Source organism: Arthrobacter sp. NEB 688 (genome assembly GCF_013201035.1).
Taxonomy (GTDB): domain Bacteria; phylum Actinomycetota; class Actinomycetes; order Actinomycetales; family Dermatophilaceae; genus Phycicoccus.
In genome coordinates this window covers 1,623,676-1,641,597 of record NZ_CP053707.1, presented here as the reverse complement: position 1 = coordinate 1,641,597, position 17,922 = coordinate 1,623,676, and the positions used below count along the sequence as shown (strand labels likewise).

Genomic DNA, 17,922 nt, shown 5'->3' with positions numbered 1-17,922 from the left:
GGGTCAGGACTCCTCGGTGCTCGGAGCGGCCGGGGCCTGCTCCTGCTGGGCCTGGGCGGCGGGGGCCTCGGTGCGACGGGCGCGGGCCGGACGGTCGGCGCCGTCACGACGCGGGCCGCGACCCTGGCGCGGAGCCGTGGCCTGCTGGGCCGCGAGCTCGCGAGCGGTCATGTCGCCCTTGTAGATCCACACCTTGACGCCGATGCGCCCGAACGTGGTCTTGGCCTCGTACAGGCCGTAGTCGATCTGCGCACGAAGGGTGTGCAGCGGCACGCGACCCTCGCGGTAGAACTCGGTGCGGCTCATCTCCGCGCCGCCGAGGCGACCGGAGACCTGCACGCGGATGCCCTTCGCGCCGGCGCGGGTGGCCGACTGCATGCCCTTGCGCATGGCGCGACGGAACGAGACACGGGCGGACAGCTGCTCGGCGATGCCCTGCGCGACGAGCTGGGCCTCCTGCTCGGGGTTCTTGACCTCGAGGATGTTCAGCTGCACCTGCTTGCCCGTGAGCTTCTCGAGCTCGCCGCGGATGCGGTCGGCCTCGGCGCCGCGGCGGCCGATGACGATGCCCGGGCGGGCGGTGTGGATGTCGACGCGGACGCGGTCACGCGTGCGCTCGATGTCGACACGGGCGATACCGGCGCGGTCCATGCCCGTGGACATGAGCTTGCGGATCGCCACGTCCTCCTTGACGTAGTCGCGGTAGCGCTGACCCTCCTTGGTGGAGTCGGCGAACCAACGGCTCTTGTGCTCCGTGGTGATCCCGAGACGGAAGCCGTGCGGGTTGACCTTCTGACCCATCAGCGGGTGCCTCCGTTCGTGGTCTTGGCGGGCTTGGGAGCGACGACCACCGTGATGTGGCTCGTGCGCTTGTTGATGCGGCCGGCGCGGCCCTGGGCGCGCGGGCGGAAACGCTTCATGGTCGGGCCCTCGTCGACGAAGGCCGCCGAGACGACGAGCTCGCGCTCGTCGAACCGCTCGGCCGTCTTGTCGGCGCGGACACGGGCGTTGGCGATCGCGGACTCGAGGACCTTGAGGACCTGCTCGCTCGCCGCCTGGGGGGCGAAGCGCAGGACCGACACGGCCTCGGGGGCGGCCTTGCCGCGGATGAGGTCGACGACGCGGCGCGCCTTCATCGGCGTGATCCGGGTGTGGCGGGCGACGGCCCGCGACTCCAGCGTGGTGTTGTCGGTGGCCATCAGCGACGACGCCCCTTCTTGTCGTCCTTCACGTGACCCTTGAAGGTGCGGGTCGGTGCGAACTCGCCGAGCTTGTGGCCGACCATCGCCTCGGTGACGAACACCGGGGCGTGCTTGCGGCCGTCGTGGACGGCGAAGGTGTGGCCGAGCATGTCCGGGCTGATGACCGAACGGCGCGACCAGGTCTTGATGACGTTCTTGGTGCCCGCTTCGTTCTGGACATCCACCTTCTTCTGCAGGTGGTCGTCGATGAAGGGGCCCTTCTTCAGGCTACGAGGCATTCCAAAGGCTCCTTATCAGCGCTTCTTGCCAGTACGACGGCGACGCACGATGAGCTTGTCGCTGGGCTTGCCGGGGCGGCGGGTGCGGCCCTCGGGCTGACCCCAGGGGCTCACCGGGTGGCGACCACCGGAGGTGCGACCCTCACCACCACCGTGGGGGTGGTCGACCGGGTTCATGACGACACCACGGACGGTCGGGCGCTTGCCCTTCCAGCGCATGCGGCCGGCCTTGCCCCAGTTGATGTTCGACTGCTCGGCGTTGCCGACCTCGCCGACGGTGGCGCGGCAGCGCACGTCGACGTTGCGGATCTCACCGGACGGCATGCGCAGCTGCGCGTAGGGGCCGTCCTTGGCGACGAGCTGCACGCGGACACCGGCCGAGCGGGCGATCTTCGCACCGCCACCGGGCTTGAGCTCGACGGCGTGGATGACCGTACCGGTCGGGATGTTGCGCAGCGGCAGCGTGTTGCCGGGCTTGATGTCGGCGGCCGGACCGTTCTCGATCGTCGCGCCCTGCTCGAGGCCCTTGGGCGCCAGGATGTAGCGCTTCTCGCCGTCCGCGTAGTGCAGGAGCGCGATGCGCGCCGTGCGGTTGGGGTCGTACTCGATGTGCGCGACCTTGGCCGGCACGCCGTCCTTGTCGTGGCGACGGAAGTCGATCACGCGGTAGGCGCGCTTGTGGCCCCCACCGATGTGACGCGTGGTGATGCGGCCGTTGCTGTTGCGACCACCGCTCTTGGTCAGCGGACGGACGAGGGACTTCTCGGGGGTGGAGCGGGTGACCTCGACGAAGTCGGCCACGCTCGACCCGCGACGCCCAGGCGTCGTCGGCTTGTACTTGCGGATACCCATGGTGTAGTCCTCAGCTTCCTCAGGCGCCGGCGCTGCCGAAGATGTCGATCGAGCCCTCGCGGAGGGTGACGATCGCGCGCTTGGTGTCCTTGCGCTTGCCGGTGCCGAACCGCGTGCGACGGGACTTGCCCTGGCGGTTCATCGTGTGCACGGAGTCGACCTTGACCTTGAAGATCTCCTCGACGGCGATCTTGATCTCGGTCTTGTTCGACCGCGGGTCGACGAGGAAGGTGTACTTGCCCTCGTCGAGGAGGCCGTACGACTTCTCGGACACGACCGGCGCGATCAGGATGTCGCGGGGGTTCTTGCCCTGGCTCACTTCTGCTCCTCCTCGGCCTTCGCGGCGGTCTTCTTGGCCGCGGCCTTCTTGGCGGGCTTGGCGGCGGCGACGGTCTCACCGGTGAACGCCTCGTAGGCGGCCTTGGTGAAGACGACGTCGTCGGCGCACAGCACGTCGTAGGTGTTGAGCTGGTCGACCGCGAGCACGTGGACCTCGGCGAGGTTGCGCACCGACTTGAGCGACACGATGTCGCTGCGGTCGAGGACGACGAGCAGGTTCGGGCGCTCGGTCAGGCCGGCGAACAGGGTCCGCGCCGCCTTGGTCGAGGGGGCCTCGCCGTTGGCGATGGCCTCCACCACGTGGATGCGGCCGTGGCGCGCCCGGTCGGAGAGGGCACCGCGCAGGGCGGCGGCCTTCATCTTCTTGGGGGTGCGCTGCGCGTAGTCACGCGGCTGCGGGCCGTGGACGGTGCCACCGCCGGCGAACTGCGGCGCGCGGGTCGAGCCCTGACGGGCGCGGCCGGTGCCCTTCTGGCGGTACGGCTTGCGCCCACCGCCGCGGACCTCGCCGCGGGTCTTCGTCGCGTGCGTCCCCTGGCGGGCCGCCGCGAGCTGCGCGACGACGACCTGGTGGATGAGCGGGACGTTGGTCTGGACGTCGAAGATCTCCGTGGGGAGGGTGACGTCGAGCGTCGTGGTAGCCATGTCAGGCCCCCTTCGCGGCCGAGCGGACGAGGACGACCGCACCGCGGGGACCGGGGACGGCGCCCTTGACGAGCAGCAGGCCCTTGTCGGCGTCCACGGCGTGGATCGTGAGGTTCTGCGTGGTGTGGCGCACGCCGCCCATGCGGCCGGCCATGCGCATGCCCTTGAACACGCGACCCGGGGTGGCGCAGCCACCGATCGAGCCGGGCTTGCGGTGGTTCTTGTGCGCACCGTGGGAGGAGCTCACACCGTGGAAGCCGTGGCGCTTCATGACACCGGCGAAGCCCTTGCCCTTGGTCGTCGCGGAGACGTCGACCGAGGAGCCGGACTCGAAGGTGTCGGCGCCGAGCTCCTGGCCGAGCGAGTACTCGCCCGCGTCGGCCGTGCGGATCTCGATGAGGAAGCGGCGCGGCGTGACGCCGGCCTTCTCGAAGTGGCCGGCCAGCGGCTTGGTGACCTTGCGGGGGTCGATGGCGCCGTAGCCGAGCTGGACGGCCGCGTAGCCGTCGACCCCGGCCGCACGGACCTGGGTGACGACGTTGGGGCCGGCCTGGATCACGGTGACGGGCACGAGTCGGTTGTTCTCGTCCCACACCTGGGTCATGCCGAGCTTGGTGCCCAGCAGACCCTTCTGGGTCTTCGTGGCAGTAGTCATCGCGAGCCTCAGAGCTTGATCTCGATGTTGACGTCAGCCGGGAGGTCGAGACGCATCAGCGAGTCGACGGCCTTGGGCGTCGGGTCGATGATGTCGATGAGGCGCTTGTGCGTGCGCATCTCGAAGTGCTCGCGGCTGTCCTTGTACTTGTGCGGCGACCGGATGACGCAGAAGACGTTCTTCTCCGTCGGCAGCGGCACGGGGCCAACCACGGTCGCACCCGCGCGGGTCACGGTGTCGACGATCTTGCGCGCCGAGCTGTCGATGACCTCGTGGTCATACGACTTCAACCGGATGCGGATCTTCTGTCCCGCCATCTGTTGTTCCGTCTCTCTCTCGCCGTCCATCTGTCAAAGTGCCGGCCCGTGGACTTCCGACCCCCGCGGTCGGGCGTGTCGCCCTGTTTCCGCAGTCCGGGCGTGTGCGATCTCTCGCAGCTCGTCCGTGGGTCTGGCTGTCCGGTGGAACCGGGCCTGGCTCTTCGCCGACGAGCCGCCCCGCCGTCCGGCGGTTCAGTACCTCGTCGCGGTGGGCATCCTGTCCCGGTCTGGGACGCGGACGCACGCCAAGCAACCCCGCTAGTCTGCCAGAGCCCCCGGGCCCCGACCAAATCGGGCGCTACACCGTCGGGCGCCCCTCCCCCGGAACGTCCACGGGCGCGGCGCGTCGAGCACCCCCCAAGAACTGTTTGACACAGGCGGACCAGCGGCGTCACACTCCCCAAGAACCCTTTGGAGGTAGTGATGACCGATCCCGGCCACCTGCGGGCCCTCGCCCACCCCACCCGGCTGCGCATCCTGTCGCTGCTCACCGGCAGCGCCCTCACGGCGGCGGACGTCGCCCGGGAGCTGGGGCTCACGCACGCCAACGCCTCCTACCACCTGCGCCTCCTGCGCGACGCCGGCGAGCTCGTCGTCGCGGGCGAGGAGAGCATCCGCGGCGGGCGCGCGGTGCGCTACCGCCACCCGTGGCGCGAGGAGGACCGCCCCGGCTCAACGACCGGTGGTGAGGTCGACCCGGGTGCGGCCGAGCTCGTCGTGCGGGCCGCCGCCCAGGAGGTGCAGCGCCGCTACCGCGACCGGCGGCGCGACCTGCCGGGGCTCGTCACGGATGCCGAGCTGTGGGTCGAGGAGGAGACCTGGCTGCGCGCCCGCGAGCTCCTGCTCGAGGCCGCCACCCTCGTGCACGACGGCGCGCGGGCGCCGCGCAGCGAGGGCACGACGCTCGTCAACCTCTCGCTGTTCGCCTTCGCGATGGACCCACGGTGAGCCTCCTCCCCTCGGCGGGCCCCCTGCGGCACCCGGCCTTCGCCTGGTACCTCGCCTCCCGCGGCGTCAACCTGCTCGGCACCACGGCCGCCACCGTGGCGCTGGCCTTCGCGGTCCTCGACCTCGGGGGGTCGACCACCGCCCTCGGGCAGGTGCTCGCGGCGCGCACGCTCCCGATGGTCGCCCTCCTCCTGTTCGGCGGGGTGCTGGCCGACCGGCTCCCCCGCTCCCTGGTCCTGCAGGCCTCCAACCTCTCCAGCGGCCTGCTCCAGGCGGCCACCGCCGCCCTCCTCCTCACCGGCCACGCCCCGCTCTGGGCGGTGGTCGTCCTCCAGGCGCTGCAGGGGGCCGCCACGGGGGTGGGGTGGCCGGCGATGGCGGGGATGGTGCCGACCCTCGTCCCCGCGGACGAGCTCCAGCGGGCCAACGCCCTCGTGAGCATGACCCGGGGTCTCACCGCGGTCGCCGGCCCGAGCCTCGGCACCCTCCTCGTGGTCACCGTCGGCTCCGGGTGGGCGGTGCTCGCCGACGCCGCGGCCTGGTTCGTCGCCGCCGTGCTGCTCCTGCCCGTGCGCCGGTCCGCTCCACGACGGGCGCCCGCCGAGCGCGCCGGGCCGCGGGCGTCGACGCTCGTCGAGCTGCGCGAGGGGTGGCGGCTGTTCCGGCGCACCACCTGGCTGTGGGTCGTCGTCGCGGCCTTCGGCGTCCTCAACGCCATCGGCGGCGGTGCGTGGCTGACCCTCGGCCCCGCCCTCGCGGAGGACACCATCGGTCGCCAGGCCTGGGGCTGGGCGCTCTCCGCGGAGGCCGCCGGTGCGCTCCTCGGCACCGTGGCCCTCCTGCGGGTCCGGATGCCCCGGCCGCTGCTCGTCGGCCTGCCCGCCGTCGCCCTGCTCGGGCTCCCCATGATCGCGCTCGGCCTCGACGCCCGGGTGCTACCCCTGCTCGTCCTGACCTGCGTGGCCGGCGTCGGCCTCGAGGTCTTCGGGATGGGGTGGAACCTCGCCGTGCAGGAGAACGTCCCGGAGGCCCAGCTCTCGCGCGCCTACTCCTACGACGCCCTCGGGTCGCTCGTGGCGATGCCGGTCGGGCAGCTGGTGTACGGCCCGCTGGGGGACCGCTTCGGCGTCGGGCCGGTCGTGCTGTGGAGCGGTGTCGCCTATGTCGTCATCGCGCTGCTCGTGCTGCTGTCGCGCTCCGTGCGCCGGCTGCCCCGAGCGCCGTCACCCCGGACCGCGGCCGACCCCGCCACCGCGGCCCCAGGGTGACCAGGCCGACGCCGAGGACGAGCAGCACGCCGCCCAGCACGACGAGCAGGGTCGGGACCTCGCCGTCGGCGAGCCAGGCGGTGACGATGCCGATCGGCGGGACGAGGAGCGTGAAGGGCGCGACGTCCGAGGCCGGATGGCGCTCGAGCAGCCGGTTCCAGATGCCGTAGCCGACGAGGCTCGCGAGCACCGCGGTGTACGCGGTCGAGAGCCAGGTGACGAGCGAGAGGTGGGCCAGGGCGTCGCCGACGACCGCCGGGCCGTCGAGCAGGAGGCTCAGCCCGAGGGCCGGCACCGGCACGACGAGCGCCGACCACACGGTGAGGCCGAGGCCGCCGGGCACCCCGAGCCGGCGGACGAGCACGTTGCCGGTGGCCCACGACAGCGCCGCGAGCACGCAGACGACGAGGGCCACCGCCGGGACGCTGCCCCCGCGACCGAGGGCGACGACACCGAGCCCCACGGCCCCGAGGCCCACGCCGGCCAGCTGCACCCGCAGCGGGCGCTCCCCGAGGACGAGGGCGGCGAGCCCGACGGTGAGGACGGCCTGGGCCTGGAGCACGAGCGAGGCCAGGCCGGGCGGCATCCCGAGGGCCAGGGCCGTGTAGAGGAGCCCGAACTGCCCGAGGCTCATGCACGCCCCGACGGCGAGGACCCGGCGCAGGGGCGCGGCCGGCCGGGCGACGAACGGGAGGGCGAGCAGGACGACGGCGAAGCGCAGCGCGACGAAGAGCAGCGGCGGCACCCCGTCGAGCCCACGCTCGATGACGACGAAGTTCATCCCCCAGACGACCATGACGAGGAGGGCGGAGAGGGTGTCGCGCAGGGGCATGGGGACCATCCTCGCCGTCGAAGACCGTTCAGCACCAGCGCAGGATCGGCCATGATTCCGTGTAGCGTCGCTACATGATCGAGCTCGAGCACCTCGCGACCCTCGCCGCCGTCCGGCGCACCGGCTCGGTCGGCGGCGCCGCCACCGAGCTGGGGTACACGCCCTCGGCGGTCTCGCAGCAGGTCAAGCGGCTGGAGCGCCGGGTCGGTGGGCCGGTCCTCGAGCGGGTCGGCCGCGGGGTGATGCTCACCGAGCTCGGGCGCCACCTCGTCGACGAGGGCGGCGACATCCTCGCCCGGCTCGAGCGCCTCGAGTCCGGGCTCGGGCGGGTCACGGGCGGCCCCGTCGTCGGCAGCGTCCGGCTCGTCGCGTTCTCGACCGCCGTGCGCGGCCTGCTCGCCCCGGCCCTGCGCGCCCTCGCCACCGACGAGCCGGGCCTGACCGTCACCCTCGTCGAGCGCGACCCGCACGAGGCCATCGCCCTCGTCGCCGCCGGCGGCGCCGACGCGGCCCTGGTCCACAACTGGGGCGACCTGCCCCTGCCCTTCCCCGAGCACGTCGAGGTCGTCGGCCTCGGGGTCGACACCGCCGACGTGCTCGTGCACCGCGACCACCCGCTCGCCGGGGCGCGCAGCGCCACCGCGCTCGACCTCGTCGACGACGACTGGGTCTGCGCCCCCGAGGGGTCGGTGTGCCACGGGTGGCTGACCCACATGTTCGACCTGCACGGGACCCGCCCGCGCATCCGGCACTGGTCGTGGGAGTTCGCCTCGCACGTGGGCCTCGTCGCCGAGGGGGTCTGCGTCAGCCTCGTCCCCCGGCTCGGGCGCGAGGAGCTGCCGCCCTCCGTCGTCGCGGTCCCGCTGACCGACCCCGTGCCGACCCGCCGCGTCATGATGACCTGGCGACGCACGATGGCCCCCTCCCCCGCCATCGCCCGGGTCCGCGAGGCCCTCGCCGACGTCGCCGGCCGGCGGCTCTTCCCCGTGCCCTGAGCGCCGGCCCGGGCACGTCGAAGGGCCCGCACCCCCGGGGGGATGCGGGCCCTTCGACGAGCTGCCGGTCGGTGACCGGCGTCAGGTCACTTGGTGATCTTGGTGACCCGGCCGGCGCCGACGGTGCGGCCTCCCTCGCGGATGGCGAACTTGAGGCCCTCCTCCATGGCGATGGGCTGGATGAGCTCGACGGCCATCTCGGTGTTGTCACCGGGCATGACCATCTCGGTGCCCTCCGGCAGCGTCACGACACCGGTGACGTCCGTGGTCCGGAAGTAGAACTGCGGGCGGTAGTTGTCGTAGAACGGGGTGTGACGGCCACCCTCGTCCTTGGACAGGATGTAGACGTTGGCGTCGAAGCCGGTGTGCGGGGTGATCGACCCCGGCTTGACGACGACCTGGCCGCGCTCGACGTCCTCGCGCTTGATGCCGCGCAGGAGCAGCCCGACGTTCTCGCCCGCACGACCCTCGTCGAGGAGCTTGCGGAACATCTCGATGCCGGTGGCCGTGGTCTTGGTGGCCGGGCCGGTGTGGATGCCGACGATCTCGACCTCCTCGTTGACCTTGAGGACACCGCGCTCGATGCGGCCGGTGACGACGGTGCCACGACCGGTGATCGTGAAGACGTCCTCGACGGGCATGAGGAACGGCTTGTCGGTGTCGCGCTCCGGCTCCGGGATGTAGTTGTCCACGGCGTCCATGAGCTCGAGGACCGTCTGGCCCCACTCGGCGTCGCCCTCGAGCGCCTTGAGCGCCGAGACCTTGACGACGGGGAGGTCGTCACCGGGGAACTCGTAGGAGCTCAGCAGCTCGCGGACCTCCATCTCGACGAGCTCGAGGATCTCCTCGTCGTCGACCATGTCGGCCTTGTTGAGCGCCACGACGACGTAGGGGACGCCGACCTGGCGGGCCAGGAGGACGTGCTCCTTCGTCTGCGGCATCGGACCGTCGGTGGCGGCGACGACGAGGATCGCGCCGTCCATCTGCGCCGCACCCGTGATCATGTTCTTCACGTAGTCGGCGTGGCCCGGGCAGTCGACGTGGGCGTAGTGACGGCCCTCGGTCTGGTACTCGATGTGCGCGATGGAGATCGTGATACCGCGCTGCTTCTCCTCGGGCGCCTTGTCGATGTCGTCGAACGCGAACTGGGGGTTCAGGTCCGGGTACTTGTCGTGCAGGACCTTGGAGATCGCAGCAGTCAGCGTCGTCTTACCGTGGTCGATGTGACCGATGGTGCCGATGTTGACGTGCGGCTTGGTCCGCTCGAACTTTGCCTTCGCCACTTGATGTCCTCCTCAGGACTGATTTCTCGGTAACGCCGTTACGACCGGGCAGGACGTGGCGTCGTCTGGGGGTTGGTTGGAAGTGCTTCTCTCAGGCGAGATCAGCGACCACTGTAGCGGTCACTCGCCCCGGGTCTTCTTGATGATCTCCTCGGCCACCGACTTGGGGACCTCGGCGTAGGAGTCGAACTCCATCGAGTAGTTCGCCCGACCCTGGGTCTTGGACCGCAGGTCGCCGACGTACCCGAACATCTCCGACAGCGGGACCAGGCCGCGGACGACCTTGGCGCCGGAGATGTCCTCCATGGCCTGGATGTGGCCACGCCGCGAGTTGATGTCGCCGATGACCTCACCCATGTAGTCCTCGGGGGTGCGGACCTCGACGGCCATCATCGGCTCGAGGAGGACCGGCTCGCACTTGCGGACGGCCTCCTTGAGCGCCATCGAGCCGGCGATCTTGAACGCCATCTCCGAGGAGTCGACGTCGTGGTACGCACCGTCGAGGAGCGTCGCCTTGATGCCGACCAGCGGGTAGCCGGCGAGCACGCCGTACTGCATGGCGTCCTGGATGCCGGCGTCGACCGACGGGATGTACTCGCGCGGGATGCGACCACCGGTCACCTTGTTGGAGAACTCGTAGAGCTCGCCGTCGGCGGTGTCCAGGGGCTCCAGCGCGATCTGGACCTTCGCGAACTGGCCCGAGCCACCCGTCTGCTTCTTGTGGGTGTAGTCGTAGCGCTCGAGGGTCCGCTTGATGGTCTCGCGGTAGGCGACCTGCGGCTTGCCGACGTTCGCCTCGACCTTGAACTCGCGCCGCATGCGGTCGACGAGGATGTCGAGGTGGAGCTCGCCCATGCCGGCGATGATCGTCTGGCCGGTGTCCTCGTCGAGGTGCACCTGGAAGGTCGGGTCCTCCTCGGCCAGCTTCTGGATCGCGGTGCCGAGCTTCTCCTGGTCACCCTTGGTCTTGGGCTCGATGGCAACCTGGATGACGGGCTCGGGGAAGGTCATCGACTCGAGCACGACCGGCTTGTCGATGTCGCAGAGCGTGTCACCGGTGGTCGTGGTCTTCAGGCCGATGGCGGCGTAGATGTGGCCGGCCATCGCGTCCTCGACCGGGTTCTCCTTGTTGGCGTGCATCTGGAAGAGCTTCCCGATGCGCTCCTTCTTGACCTTGGTGCTGTTGAGCACCTGGGTGCCGGCGGAGATGTGGCCGGAGTAGACGCGGATGAAGGTCAGCGTGCCGAAGAACGGGTGCGAGGCGACCTTGAAGGCGAGCGCGGAGAACGGCTCGTCCTTGCTGGGCTTGCGCTCGACCTTCTCCTCCTCGTTGCCCGGGGCGTGACCCTCCATCGCCGGCACGTCGAGCGGCGAGGGGAGGTAGTCGACGACCGCGTCGAGCATCGGCTGGACGCCGCGGTTCTTGAACGCGGAGCCGCACAGGACGGGGTAGACCTCGGAGGAGATCGTCATCTTGCGGATGCCGGCCTTGAGCTCCTCGGGCGTGAGCTCGCCACCCTCGAGGTACTTCTCCATGAGGGCGTCGTCGGACTCGGCGACGCGCTCGATGAGGTGGTGGCGGTACTCCTCCACGCGCTCGACGAGGTCGGCCGGGATGTCCTGGATCTCGTACTTGGCGCCCATGGTGACGTCGCCCTTGGCGTCGCCCTCCCACACGAGAGCGCGCTTGAAGATGAGGTCGACGACACCGACGAAGTCGTTCTCGGCGCCGATCGGCAGCTGGAGCACGAGGGGCTCCGCGCCGAGGCGGTCCTTGATGGTGTCGACGGTGAAGTAGAAGTCCGCGCCGAGCTTGTCCATCTTGTTGACGAAGCAGATGCGGGGGACGTTGTACTTGTCGGCCTGGCGCCAGACCGTCTCGGACTGGGGCTCCACGCCCTCCTTGCCGTCGAAGACGGCGACGGCGCCGTCGAGGACGCGCAGGGAGCGCTCGACCTCGACCGTGAAGTCGACGTGACCGGGGGTGTCGATGATGTTGATCTGCGACCCCTCCCAGAAGGAGGTGACGGCGGCGGAGGTGATGGTGATCCCCCGCTCCTTCTCCTGCTCCATCCAGTCGGTGGTGGAGGCGCCGTCGTGCGTCTCACCCATCTTCCGGTTGACACCGGTGTAGAAGAGGATGCGCTCGGTCGCCGTCGTCTTGCCGGCGTCGATGTGCGCCATGATGCCGATGTTGCGGACCTTGTTGAGGTCCGTCAGGACGTCCTGTGCCACGTTCAGTGCTCTCGTCTCGTCGCTTCGGGTGGTGCGGGGTGGTGCGGTCGTGCACCGGTGGCCCGGGGAGCCGGCCGCGGGGCGGCGCGGCTCCCCGGACGGGGTCACCAGCGGTAGTGCGCGAAGGCCTTGTTCGACTCGGCCATCTTGTGCGTGTCCTCGCGACGCTTCACCGCGGCACCCAGGCCGTTGGAGGCGTCGAGGATCTCGTTCATGAGGCGCTCGGTCATCGTCTTCTCACGACGCTGACGGGAGTAGCCGACGAGCCAGCGCAGCGACAGGGTCGTCGCACGGTTCGGCTTGACCTCGATCGGGACCTGGTAGGTCGCACCGCCGACGCGGCGGGACTTGACCTCGAGGGTCGGCTTGATGTTGTCGAGCGCGCGCTTGAGCGTCTGCACCGGGTCGGTGCCGGTCTTCTCGCGGCAGCCCTCGAGCGCGCCGTAGACGATGCGCTCGGCGGTGGACTTCTTGCCGTCCAGGAGGACCTTGTTGACCAGCGAGGTCACCAGCGGGGACTGGTGGACCGGGTCGATGACGAGCGGCCGCTTCGGAGCGGGTCCCTTGCGAGGCATCAGCCCTTCACCTTCTTCGCGCCGTAGCGGCTGCGAGCCTGCTGGCGGTTCTTGACGCCCTGGGTGTCGAGCGCACCGCGGATGATCTTGTAGCGCACGCCGGGGAGGTCCTTCACGCGACCGCCGCGGACGAGCACCATGGAGTGCTCCTGGAGGTTGTGGCCGACACCGGGGATGTAGGCGGTGACCTCGATGCCGCTGGTCAGGCGCACGCGGGCGACCTTGCGCAGGGCGGAGTTCGGCTTCTTGGGGGTGGTCGTGTACACACGCGTGCACACGCCGCGGCGCTGCGGGGAGCCCTTGAGGGCAGGGGTCTTGGCCTTGACGGCCTTGTCCTGCCGGCCCTTGCGCACCAGCTGGTTGATGGTAGGCAACCTGAGTCCTTCGGTCTGGTCTGGTCAAGCGACGGCGGTGGCGCCGTCACTCCTTGTCATGGCCGGTGCTCGACCCCCGCGTTCGGGTGTGTCGCACCGGCTGCTCCTCCCTGCACTCCCCATGCGCCATTCCCCGGGGGGATGTGGTGTGGTGGGGCGCCCGGCAGGAGGTGGGCGAGGCCGTTCCCGTCACCTCGCGGTGTCGGTCCCGGCTCCTGGATCTGGTCCTAGCCAGACACAACAGCCAAGGATACCGGGCCGCGCGTGGCCGCCCAAATCGGTTGCCGGCGCCCCGGCTCAGCCCTGCGCCCGCTCGAAGGCCGGGGCGTAGCGGAAGGGCCCGGCGAGCTCGGGGCGCCAGGGGCGCAGGCGCAGCAGCTGGAAGAAGCGGTCCTCCCACGGACCGGGCGAGCCCACCCCGTGCTCGGCCGCGGTCTCGAAGCCGAAGGCGCCGTAGAACCCGGGGTCGCCGAGGAGGACGACCGAGGGCTCGGCGAGCTGCTCCGCGGTCGCGACCACCGACGCGACGAGGGCCGACCCGATGCCCTGGGCCATGTGGTCGGGCCGCACCGCGAGCGGTCCGAGGCCGACCGAGCGCCCCTCCCCCATGCTCGCCCGGCTGCAGGTCACCGAGCCCACGACCTCGGCGTCCAGCTCGGCGACGAAGGTGAGCGCGGGCAGCACGTCGCCGTCGGCGCGCAGGCCGTCGACGACCGCCACCTCGGCGCGGCCGTCGGAGTACTCGGTGCTCGCGAAGGCGGCGAGGACGAGGTCCCGGACGGCGGCGAGGTCCTCGGGACGCTCGGGACGGATGACGAGGTCGCGGCGCATGGCCCCATCCTCCCGTATCGCGGCCGGGCTCCGGTCAGCCCGACCGGCCCCGGCGGCGGCGCAGCACGAGCGCCGCGACGACGGCGGCGCACAGCAGGAGCGCGGCGGCGGGCGCCCAGCCCGGCAGCGCCTCGCGGCGGGCGTCGGCCCCCGGGGTGGCCACCGCGAGCAGCCACCGCACGGCGGCCGGCGCGACGGTGACGAGGAAGGCCCCGACCGCCGCCCCGGCGAGCACGAGGATCACGCGGGCCCGGGTCATCCCCCCATCCTGCCCGACCCCCGGCACGCCGACGGGCGGGCACCCCGGTGGTCTCCCACCGTGGTGCCCGCCCGGTCGGCGGTGCGGCGACTCAGATCCGGTCGAGACCGAGCTCGCTGTCGTCGAGGCGCACGGCCTCGCCCGACCCGGGGCCGAACGAGAACGCGTAGTCCTCGTAGTTCGGCATCGAGTACATGGCCGCCTTGGCCTCCTCGGTCGGCTCCACCGCGATGTTGCGGTAGCGGGGCAGACCCGTGCCGGCCGGGATGAGCTTGCCGAGGATGACGTTCTCCTTGAGGCCGAGGAGGGAGTCGGAACGACCCTCCATGGCGGCCTCGGTGAGGACGCGGGTGGTCTCCTGGAAGGAGGCCGCCGACAGCCACGACTCGGTCGCGAGCGAGGCCTTGGTGATCCCCATGAGCTCGGGACGACCCGAGGCCGGCTTGCCGCCCTCGGCGACGACGCGACGGTTCTCCTCCTCGAAGCGCCCGCGCTCGGCGAGCATGCCCGGGAGCAGGTCGGCGTCGCCCGACTCGATGATCGTGATCCGGCGCAGCATCTGCCGGACGATGACCTCGATGTGCTTGTCGTGGATCGACACACCCTGCTGGCGGTAGACGTTCTGCACCTCGTCGACGAGGTGCTCCTGCGTCTTGCGCGGGCCGAGGATGCGCAGCACCTGCTTGGGGTCGATCGACCCCTGCGTCAGCTGCGCACCGACCTCGACGTGCTGGCCGTCCTGGATGAGCAGGCGGGCCCGCTTGGTCACCGGGTAGGCGTGCTCCTCCGAGCCGTCGTCCGGCGTGAGGAGGATGCGACGCGCCTTGTCGGTCTCCTCGATCGTCACGCGGCCGGAGGCCTCGGCGATCGGCGAGACACCCTTGGGCGTGCGGGCCTCGAAGAGCTCGACGACACGCGGCAGACCCTGCGTGATGTCGTCACCGGCCACACCACCGGTGTGGAAGGTGCGCATCGTCAGCTGGGTGCCGGGCTCACCGATGGACTGCGCCGCGATGATGCCGACGGCCTCACCGATGTCGACGAGCTTGCCGGTGGCCAGCGAGCGGCCGTAGCACTTGGCGCAGGTCCCGACCTTGGAGTCGCAGGTGAGGACCGAGCGGACCTTGACCGCGTCGACGCCGGCCGCGAAGAGCGCGCCGATGACGACGTCCCCGAGGTCGATGCCGGCCTCGGCGAGGACCTCGCCGTCCTGGACGACGTCCTCGGCGAGCGAGCGGGCGTAGACCGAGGTCTCGACGTCGTCGTGGACCGTGCGGGCGCCGGTGCGCTCGTCGGTGCTCGCGATCGGCATCTTGAGGCCGCGCTCGGTGCCGCAGTCGTCCTCGCGGATGATGACGTCCTGCGAGACGTCGACGAGGCGACGGGTCAGGTAGCCCGAGTCCGCCGTGCGCAGCGCCGTGTCGGCCAGACCCTTGCGGGAGCCGTGCGTCGAGATGAAGAACTCGAGCACGGTGAGGCCCTCGCGGAAGTTCGCGCGGATCGGTCGCGGGATGATGTCGCCCTTCGGGTTCGACACCAGGCCACGCATACCGGCGATCTGGCGCAGCTGCATCCAGTTACCGCGAGCACCCGAGGAGACCATCTTGTAGATGGTGTTGTCCTTCGGGATGTTCGCCTCCATCTCCTTGGCGACCTCGTTCGTGGCCTGCGTCCAGATCTCGATGAGCTCCTGGCGACGCTCGTCGTCGGTGATCAGACCGCGCTCGTACTGCGTCTGGACCTTCGTGGCCTTGGTCTCGTAGCCGTCGAGGATCTCGAGCTTGCGCGGGGGCGTGACGACGTCGGAGATGGCGACCGTGGTGCCGGACCGGGTGGCCCAGTGGAAGCCGTACTCCTTGAGCGCGTCGAGGCTCGCCGCGACCTGCACCTTGCTGTACCGCTCGGCGAGGTCGTTGACGATCGTCGACAGGCGCTTCTTGTCGACCTGGTCGTTGACGTACGGGTAGTCCTCCGGGAGCGTCTCGTTGAAGAGCGCGCGACCGAGGGTCGTCTCGAGCGTCAGGGTCTGGACGAAGCCGTCGGCGTCGACCTCGACACCCTCGGGGAGGGTCGACATCGGGGTCGGCACGAGGTGCTCGAGGCGGATCTTGACGACCGAGCCGAGCTCGATCTGACCCGCGTCGAAGGCCATCCGCGCCTCGGAGGGCGTCGCGAAGACGCGCCCCTCGCCCTTACCGTTCTCGACCGCCGAGGTGAGGTGGTAGAGACCGATGATCATGTCCTGGGTGGGCATGGTCACGGGGCGGCCGTCGGCCGGCTTGAGGATGTTGTTCGAGGACAGCATGAGGATGCGGGCCTCGGCCTGCGCCTCCGCCGACAGCGGCACGTGCACGGCCATCTGGTCACCGTCGAAGTCCGCGTTGAACGCGGTGCAGACGAGCGGGTGGATCTGGATGGCCTTGCCCTCGACGAGCTGCGGCTCGAAGGCCTGGATGCCGAGGCGGTGCAGCGTGGGTGCGCGGTTGAGCAGCACCGGGTGCTCGGTGATGACCTCTTCGAGGACGTCCCAGACGACCGGACGCTGGCGCTCGACCATCCGCTTGGCGGACTTGATGTTCTGCGCGTGGTCGAGGTCGACGAGCCGCTTCATGACGAACGGCTTGAACAGCTCGAGCGCCATCTGCTTCGGCAGGCCGCACTGGTGCAGCTTGAGCTGCGGGCCGACGACGATGACCGAACGGCCGGAGTAGTCGACGCGCTTGCCGAGGAGGTTCTGGCGGAAGCGACCCTGCTTGCCCTTGAGCATGTCGGACAGCGACTTGAGCGGACGGTTGCCGGGGCCCGTGACCGGGCGACCGCGACGGCCGTTGTCGAACAGGCTGTCGACGGCCTCCTGGAGCATCCGCTTCTCGTTGTTGACGATGATCTCGGGCGCACCGAGGTCGAGCAGCCGCTTGAGGCGGTTGTTGCGGTTGATGACGCGGCGGTACAGGTCGTTGAGGTCCGAGGTCGCGAAGCGGCCACCGTCGAGCTGCACCATCGGGCGCAGGTCCGGCGGGATGACCGGGATCGCGTCGAGGACCATGCCGGCCGGCTGGTTCGTCGTCGTCTGGAAGGCCGAGACCACCTTGAGGCGCTTGAGGGCGCGGGTCTTGCGCTGGCCCTTGCCGGTCGCGATGATCTCGCGCAGCGTCTCGGACTCCGCGTCGAGGTCGAAGGTCTCGAGGCGCTTCTGGATCGCCGCGGCGCCCATCCCGCCCTCGAAGTAGAGACCGAAGCGGTCACGCATCTCGCGGTAGAGGACCTCGTCGCCCTCGAGGTCCTGGACCTTGAGGTTCTTGAAGCGGTCCCAGACCTGCTCGAGGCGCTCGACCTGCTGGTCGGCGCGACGGCGGATCGCGTTCATCTCGCGCTCGGCGGAGTCGCGGACCTTGCGCTTGGCGTCGGACTTGGCACCCTCGGCCTCGAGGGCGGCGATGTCGTCCTCGAGCTTCTTGGCGCGGCCCTCGACGTCGGCGTCGCGGCGGTTCTCGATCTCCTTCTTCTCGACCTGGATCTGGGCCTCGAGCGAGGGCAGGTCGGCGTGCCGCTGCTCGTCGTCGACGCTCGTGATCATGTAGGCCGCGAAGTAGATGACCTTCTCGAGGTCCTTCGGGGCGAGGTCGAGCAGGTAGCCGAGGCGGCTCGGGACACCCTTGAAGTACCAGATGTGGGTGACGGGGGCGGCGAGCTCGATGTGGCCCATCCGCTCACGACGCACGGCGGCGCGGGTGACCTCGACGCCGCAGCGCTCGCAGATGATGCCCTTGAAGCGGACCCGCTTGTACTTGCCGCAGGCGCACTCCCAGTCCCGGGTCGGGCCGAAGATCTTCTCGCAGAAGAGGCCGTCCTTCTCGGGCTTGAGGGTGCGGTAGTTGATCGTCTCGGGCTTCTTGACCTCACCGTGGCTCCAGGCGCGGATGGAGTCCGCGGTGGCGAGGCCGATCCGGAGCTCGTCGAAGAAGTTGACGTCGAGCACGTGGTTCCTTCTTTCGTTTCTTACGTCAGTCGTGGTCTGTCAGGTGGTGTGT

The 17,922-nt window shown here is 70.4% G+C and carries 19 protein-coding genes; 3 read left to right on the top strand and 16 right to left on the bottom strand.

Going from position 1 to position 17,922, the window contains the following annotated elements; all coding sequences use genetic code 11:
- Nucleotides 1-3 precede the first annotated feature (3 nt).
- The 8 genes from rpsC to rpsJ are packed head-to-tail and all read right to left on the bottom strand — an operon-like array spanning nt 4 to nt 4,288.
- A complete protein-coding gene (gene rpsC, locus HL663_RS07770; RefSeq protein ID WP_030526835.1) occupies nt 4-801 on the bottom strand; it encodes a 30S ribosomal protein S3 in 798 nt (265 codons plus the stop codon).
- Nucleotides 801-1,199, bottom strand: coding sequence for a 50S ribosomal protein L22 (gene rplV, locus HL663_RS07765; protein WP_502709042.1), 399 nt, complete (start codon nt 1,197-1,199; stop codon nt 801-803). Before rplV ends, rpsC begins: the two co-directional genes overlap by 1 nt.
- The gene (gene rpsS, locus HL663_RS07760; protein ID WP_030526833.1) at nt 1,199-1,480 is read right to left on the bottom strand and encodes a 30S ribosomal protein S19; all 282 of its coding nucleotides are present in this window, start codon (nt 1,478-1,480) and stop codon (nt 1,199-1,201) included. Before rpsS ends, rplV begins: the two co-directional genes overlap by 1 nt.
- 15 nt (nt 1,481-1,495) lie before the next feature.
- Nucleotides 1,496-2,332, bottom strand: coding sequence for a 50S ribosomal protein L2 (rplB, locus tag HL663_RS07755; protein WP_173027806.1), 837 nt, complete (start codon nt 2,330-2,332; stop codon nt 1,496-1,498).
- 19 nt (nt 2,333-2,351) lie between these two features.
- On the bottom strand, nt 2,352-2,651 hold the full coding sequence (rplW, locus tag HL663_RS07750; RefSeq protein WP_030526831.1) for a 50S ribosomal protein L23: 300 nt from the start codon (nt 2,649-2,651) through the stop codon (nt 2,352-2,354).
- Nucleotides 2,648-3,316, bottom strand: coding sequence for a 50S ribosomal protein L4 (rplD, locus tag HL663_RS07745; protein WP_173027805.1), 669 nt, complete (start codon nt 3,314-3,316; stop codon nt 2,648-2,650). Before rplD ends, rplW begins: the two co-directional genes overlap by 4 nt.
- Nucleotide 3,317: 1 nt before the next feature.
- Nucleotides 3,318-3,971 (bottom strand): 50S ribosomal protein L3, encoded by a 654-nt coding sequence (gene rplC, locus HL663_RS07740; protein ID WP_173027804.1) that lies wholly within the window; start codon nt 3,969-3,971, stop codon nt 3,318-3,320.
- 8 nt (nt 3,972-3,979) lie between these two features.
- Nucleotides 3,980-4,288 (bottom strand): 30S ribosomal protein S10, encoded by a 309-nt coding sequence (gene rpsJ / locus HL663_RS07735; RefSeq protein ID WP_012867945.1) that lies wholly within the window; start codon nt 4,286-4,288, stop codon nt 3,980-3,982.
- Between the two features lie 426 nt (nt 4,289-4,714).
- Here rpsJ and HL663_RS07730 point away from each other — a divergent pair, with 426 nt between their 5' ends.
- Both HL663_RS07730 and HL663_RS07725 read left to right on the top strand, forming a co-directional pair.
- Nucleotides 4,715-5,239, top strand: coding sequence for an ArsR/SmtB family transcription factor (locus HL663_RS07730; protein WP_173027803.1), 525 nt, complete (start codon nt 4,715-4,717; stop codon nt 5,237-5,239).
- The gene (locus HL663_RS07725) at nt 5,236-6,507 is read left to right on the top strand and encodes an MFS transporter (protein WP_173027802.1); all 1,272 of its coding nucleotides are present in this window, start codon (nt 5,236-5,238) and stop codon (nt 6,505-6,507) included. Before HL663_RS07730 ends, HL663_RS07725 begins: the two co-directional genes overlap by 4 nt.
- Here the strand turns inward: HL663_RS07725 and HL663_RS07720 are convergent.
- Nucleotides 6,407-7,339 (bottom strand): EamA family transporter, encoded by a 933-nt coding sequence (locus tag HL663_RS07720; protein ID WP_173027801.1) that lies wholly within the window; start codon nt 7,337-7,339, stop codon nt 6,407-6,409. The genes HL663_RS07725 and HL663_RS07720 overlap by 101 nt on opposite strands.
- A 74-nt stretch (nt 7,340-7,413) precedes the next feature.
- Here HL663_RS07720 and HL663_RS07715 point away from each other — a divergent pair, with 74 nt between their 5' ends.
- Nucleotides 7,414-8,334, top strand: a complete 921-nt coding sequence (locus tag HL663_RS07715; RefSeq protein WP_173027800.1) for a LysR family transcriptional regulator — start codon at nt 7,414-7,416, stop codon at nt 8,332-8,334.
- An 86-nt stretch (nt 8,335-8,420) separates the two neighbouring features.
- Here HL663_RS07715 and tuf read toward each other — a convergent pair whose 3' ends face one another.
- From tuf to HL663_RS07680, 7 genes are all read right to left on the bottom strand, one after another.
- Entirely contained in the window at nt 8,421-9,617 is a 1,197-nt protein-coding gene (tuf, locus tag HL663_RS07710; RefSeq protein ID WP_173027799.1) for an elongation factor Tu, read from the bottom strand.
- A gap of 120 nt (nt 9,618-9,737) precedes the next feature.
- Nucleotides 9,738-11,852 carry an elongation factor G gene (fusA, locus tag HL663_RS07705; protein ID WP_173027798.1) on the bottom strand — a complete coding sequence of 705 codons (2,115 nt, stop codon included), beginning with the start codon at nt 11,850-11,852 and terminating at the stop codon, nt 9,738-9,740.
- Between the two features lie 104 nt (nt 11,853-11,956).
- Entirely contained in the window at nt 11,957-12,427 is a 471-nt protein-coding gene (gene rpsG, locus HL663_RS07700; RefSeq protein WP_030526822.1) for a 30S ribosomal protein S7, read from the bottom strand.
- Entirely contained in the window at nt 12,427-12,801 is a 375-nt protein-coding gene (gene rpsL, locus HL663_RS07695) for a 30S ribosomal protein S12 (RefSeq protein ID WP_055815452.1), read from the bottom strand. Before rpsL ends, rpsG begins: the two co-directional genes overlap by 1 nt.
- A 297-nt stretch (nt 12,802-13,098) precedes the next feature.
- Complete coding sequence (locus HL663_RS07690) at nt 13,099-13,632, bottom strand: GNAT family N-acetyltransferase (protein WP_173027797.1); 534 nt, start codon at nt 13,630-13,632, stop codon at nt 13,099-13,101.
- 34 nt (nt 13,633-13,666) lie between these two features.
- Nucleotides 13,667-13,891, bottom strand: a complete 225-nt coding sequence (locus tag HL663_RS07685) for a hypothetical protein (protein WP_173027796.1) — start codon at nt 13,889-13,891, stop codon at nt 13,667-13,669.
- Between the two features lie 91 nt (nt 13,892-13,982).
- Nucleotides 13,983-17,870, bottom strand: a complete 3,888-nt coding sequence (locus HL663_RS07680) for a DNA-directed RNA polymerase subunit beta' (RefSeq protein WP_173027795.1) — start codon at nt 17,868-17,870, stop codon at nt 13,983-13,985.
- Nucleotides 17,871-17,922: the final 52 nt, after the last annotated feature.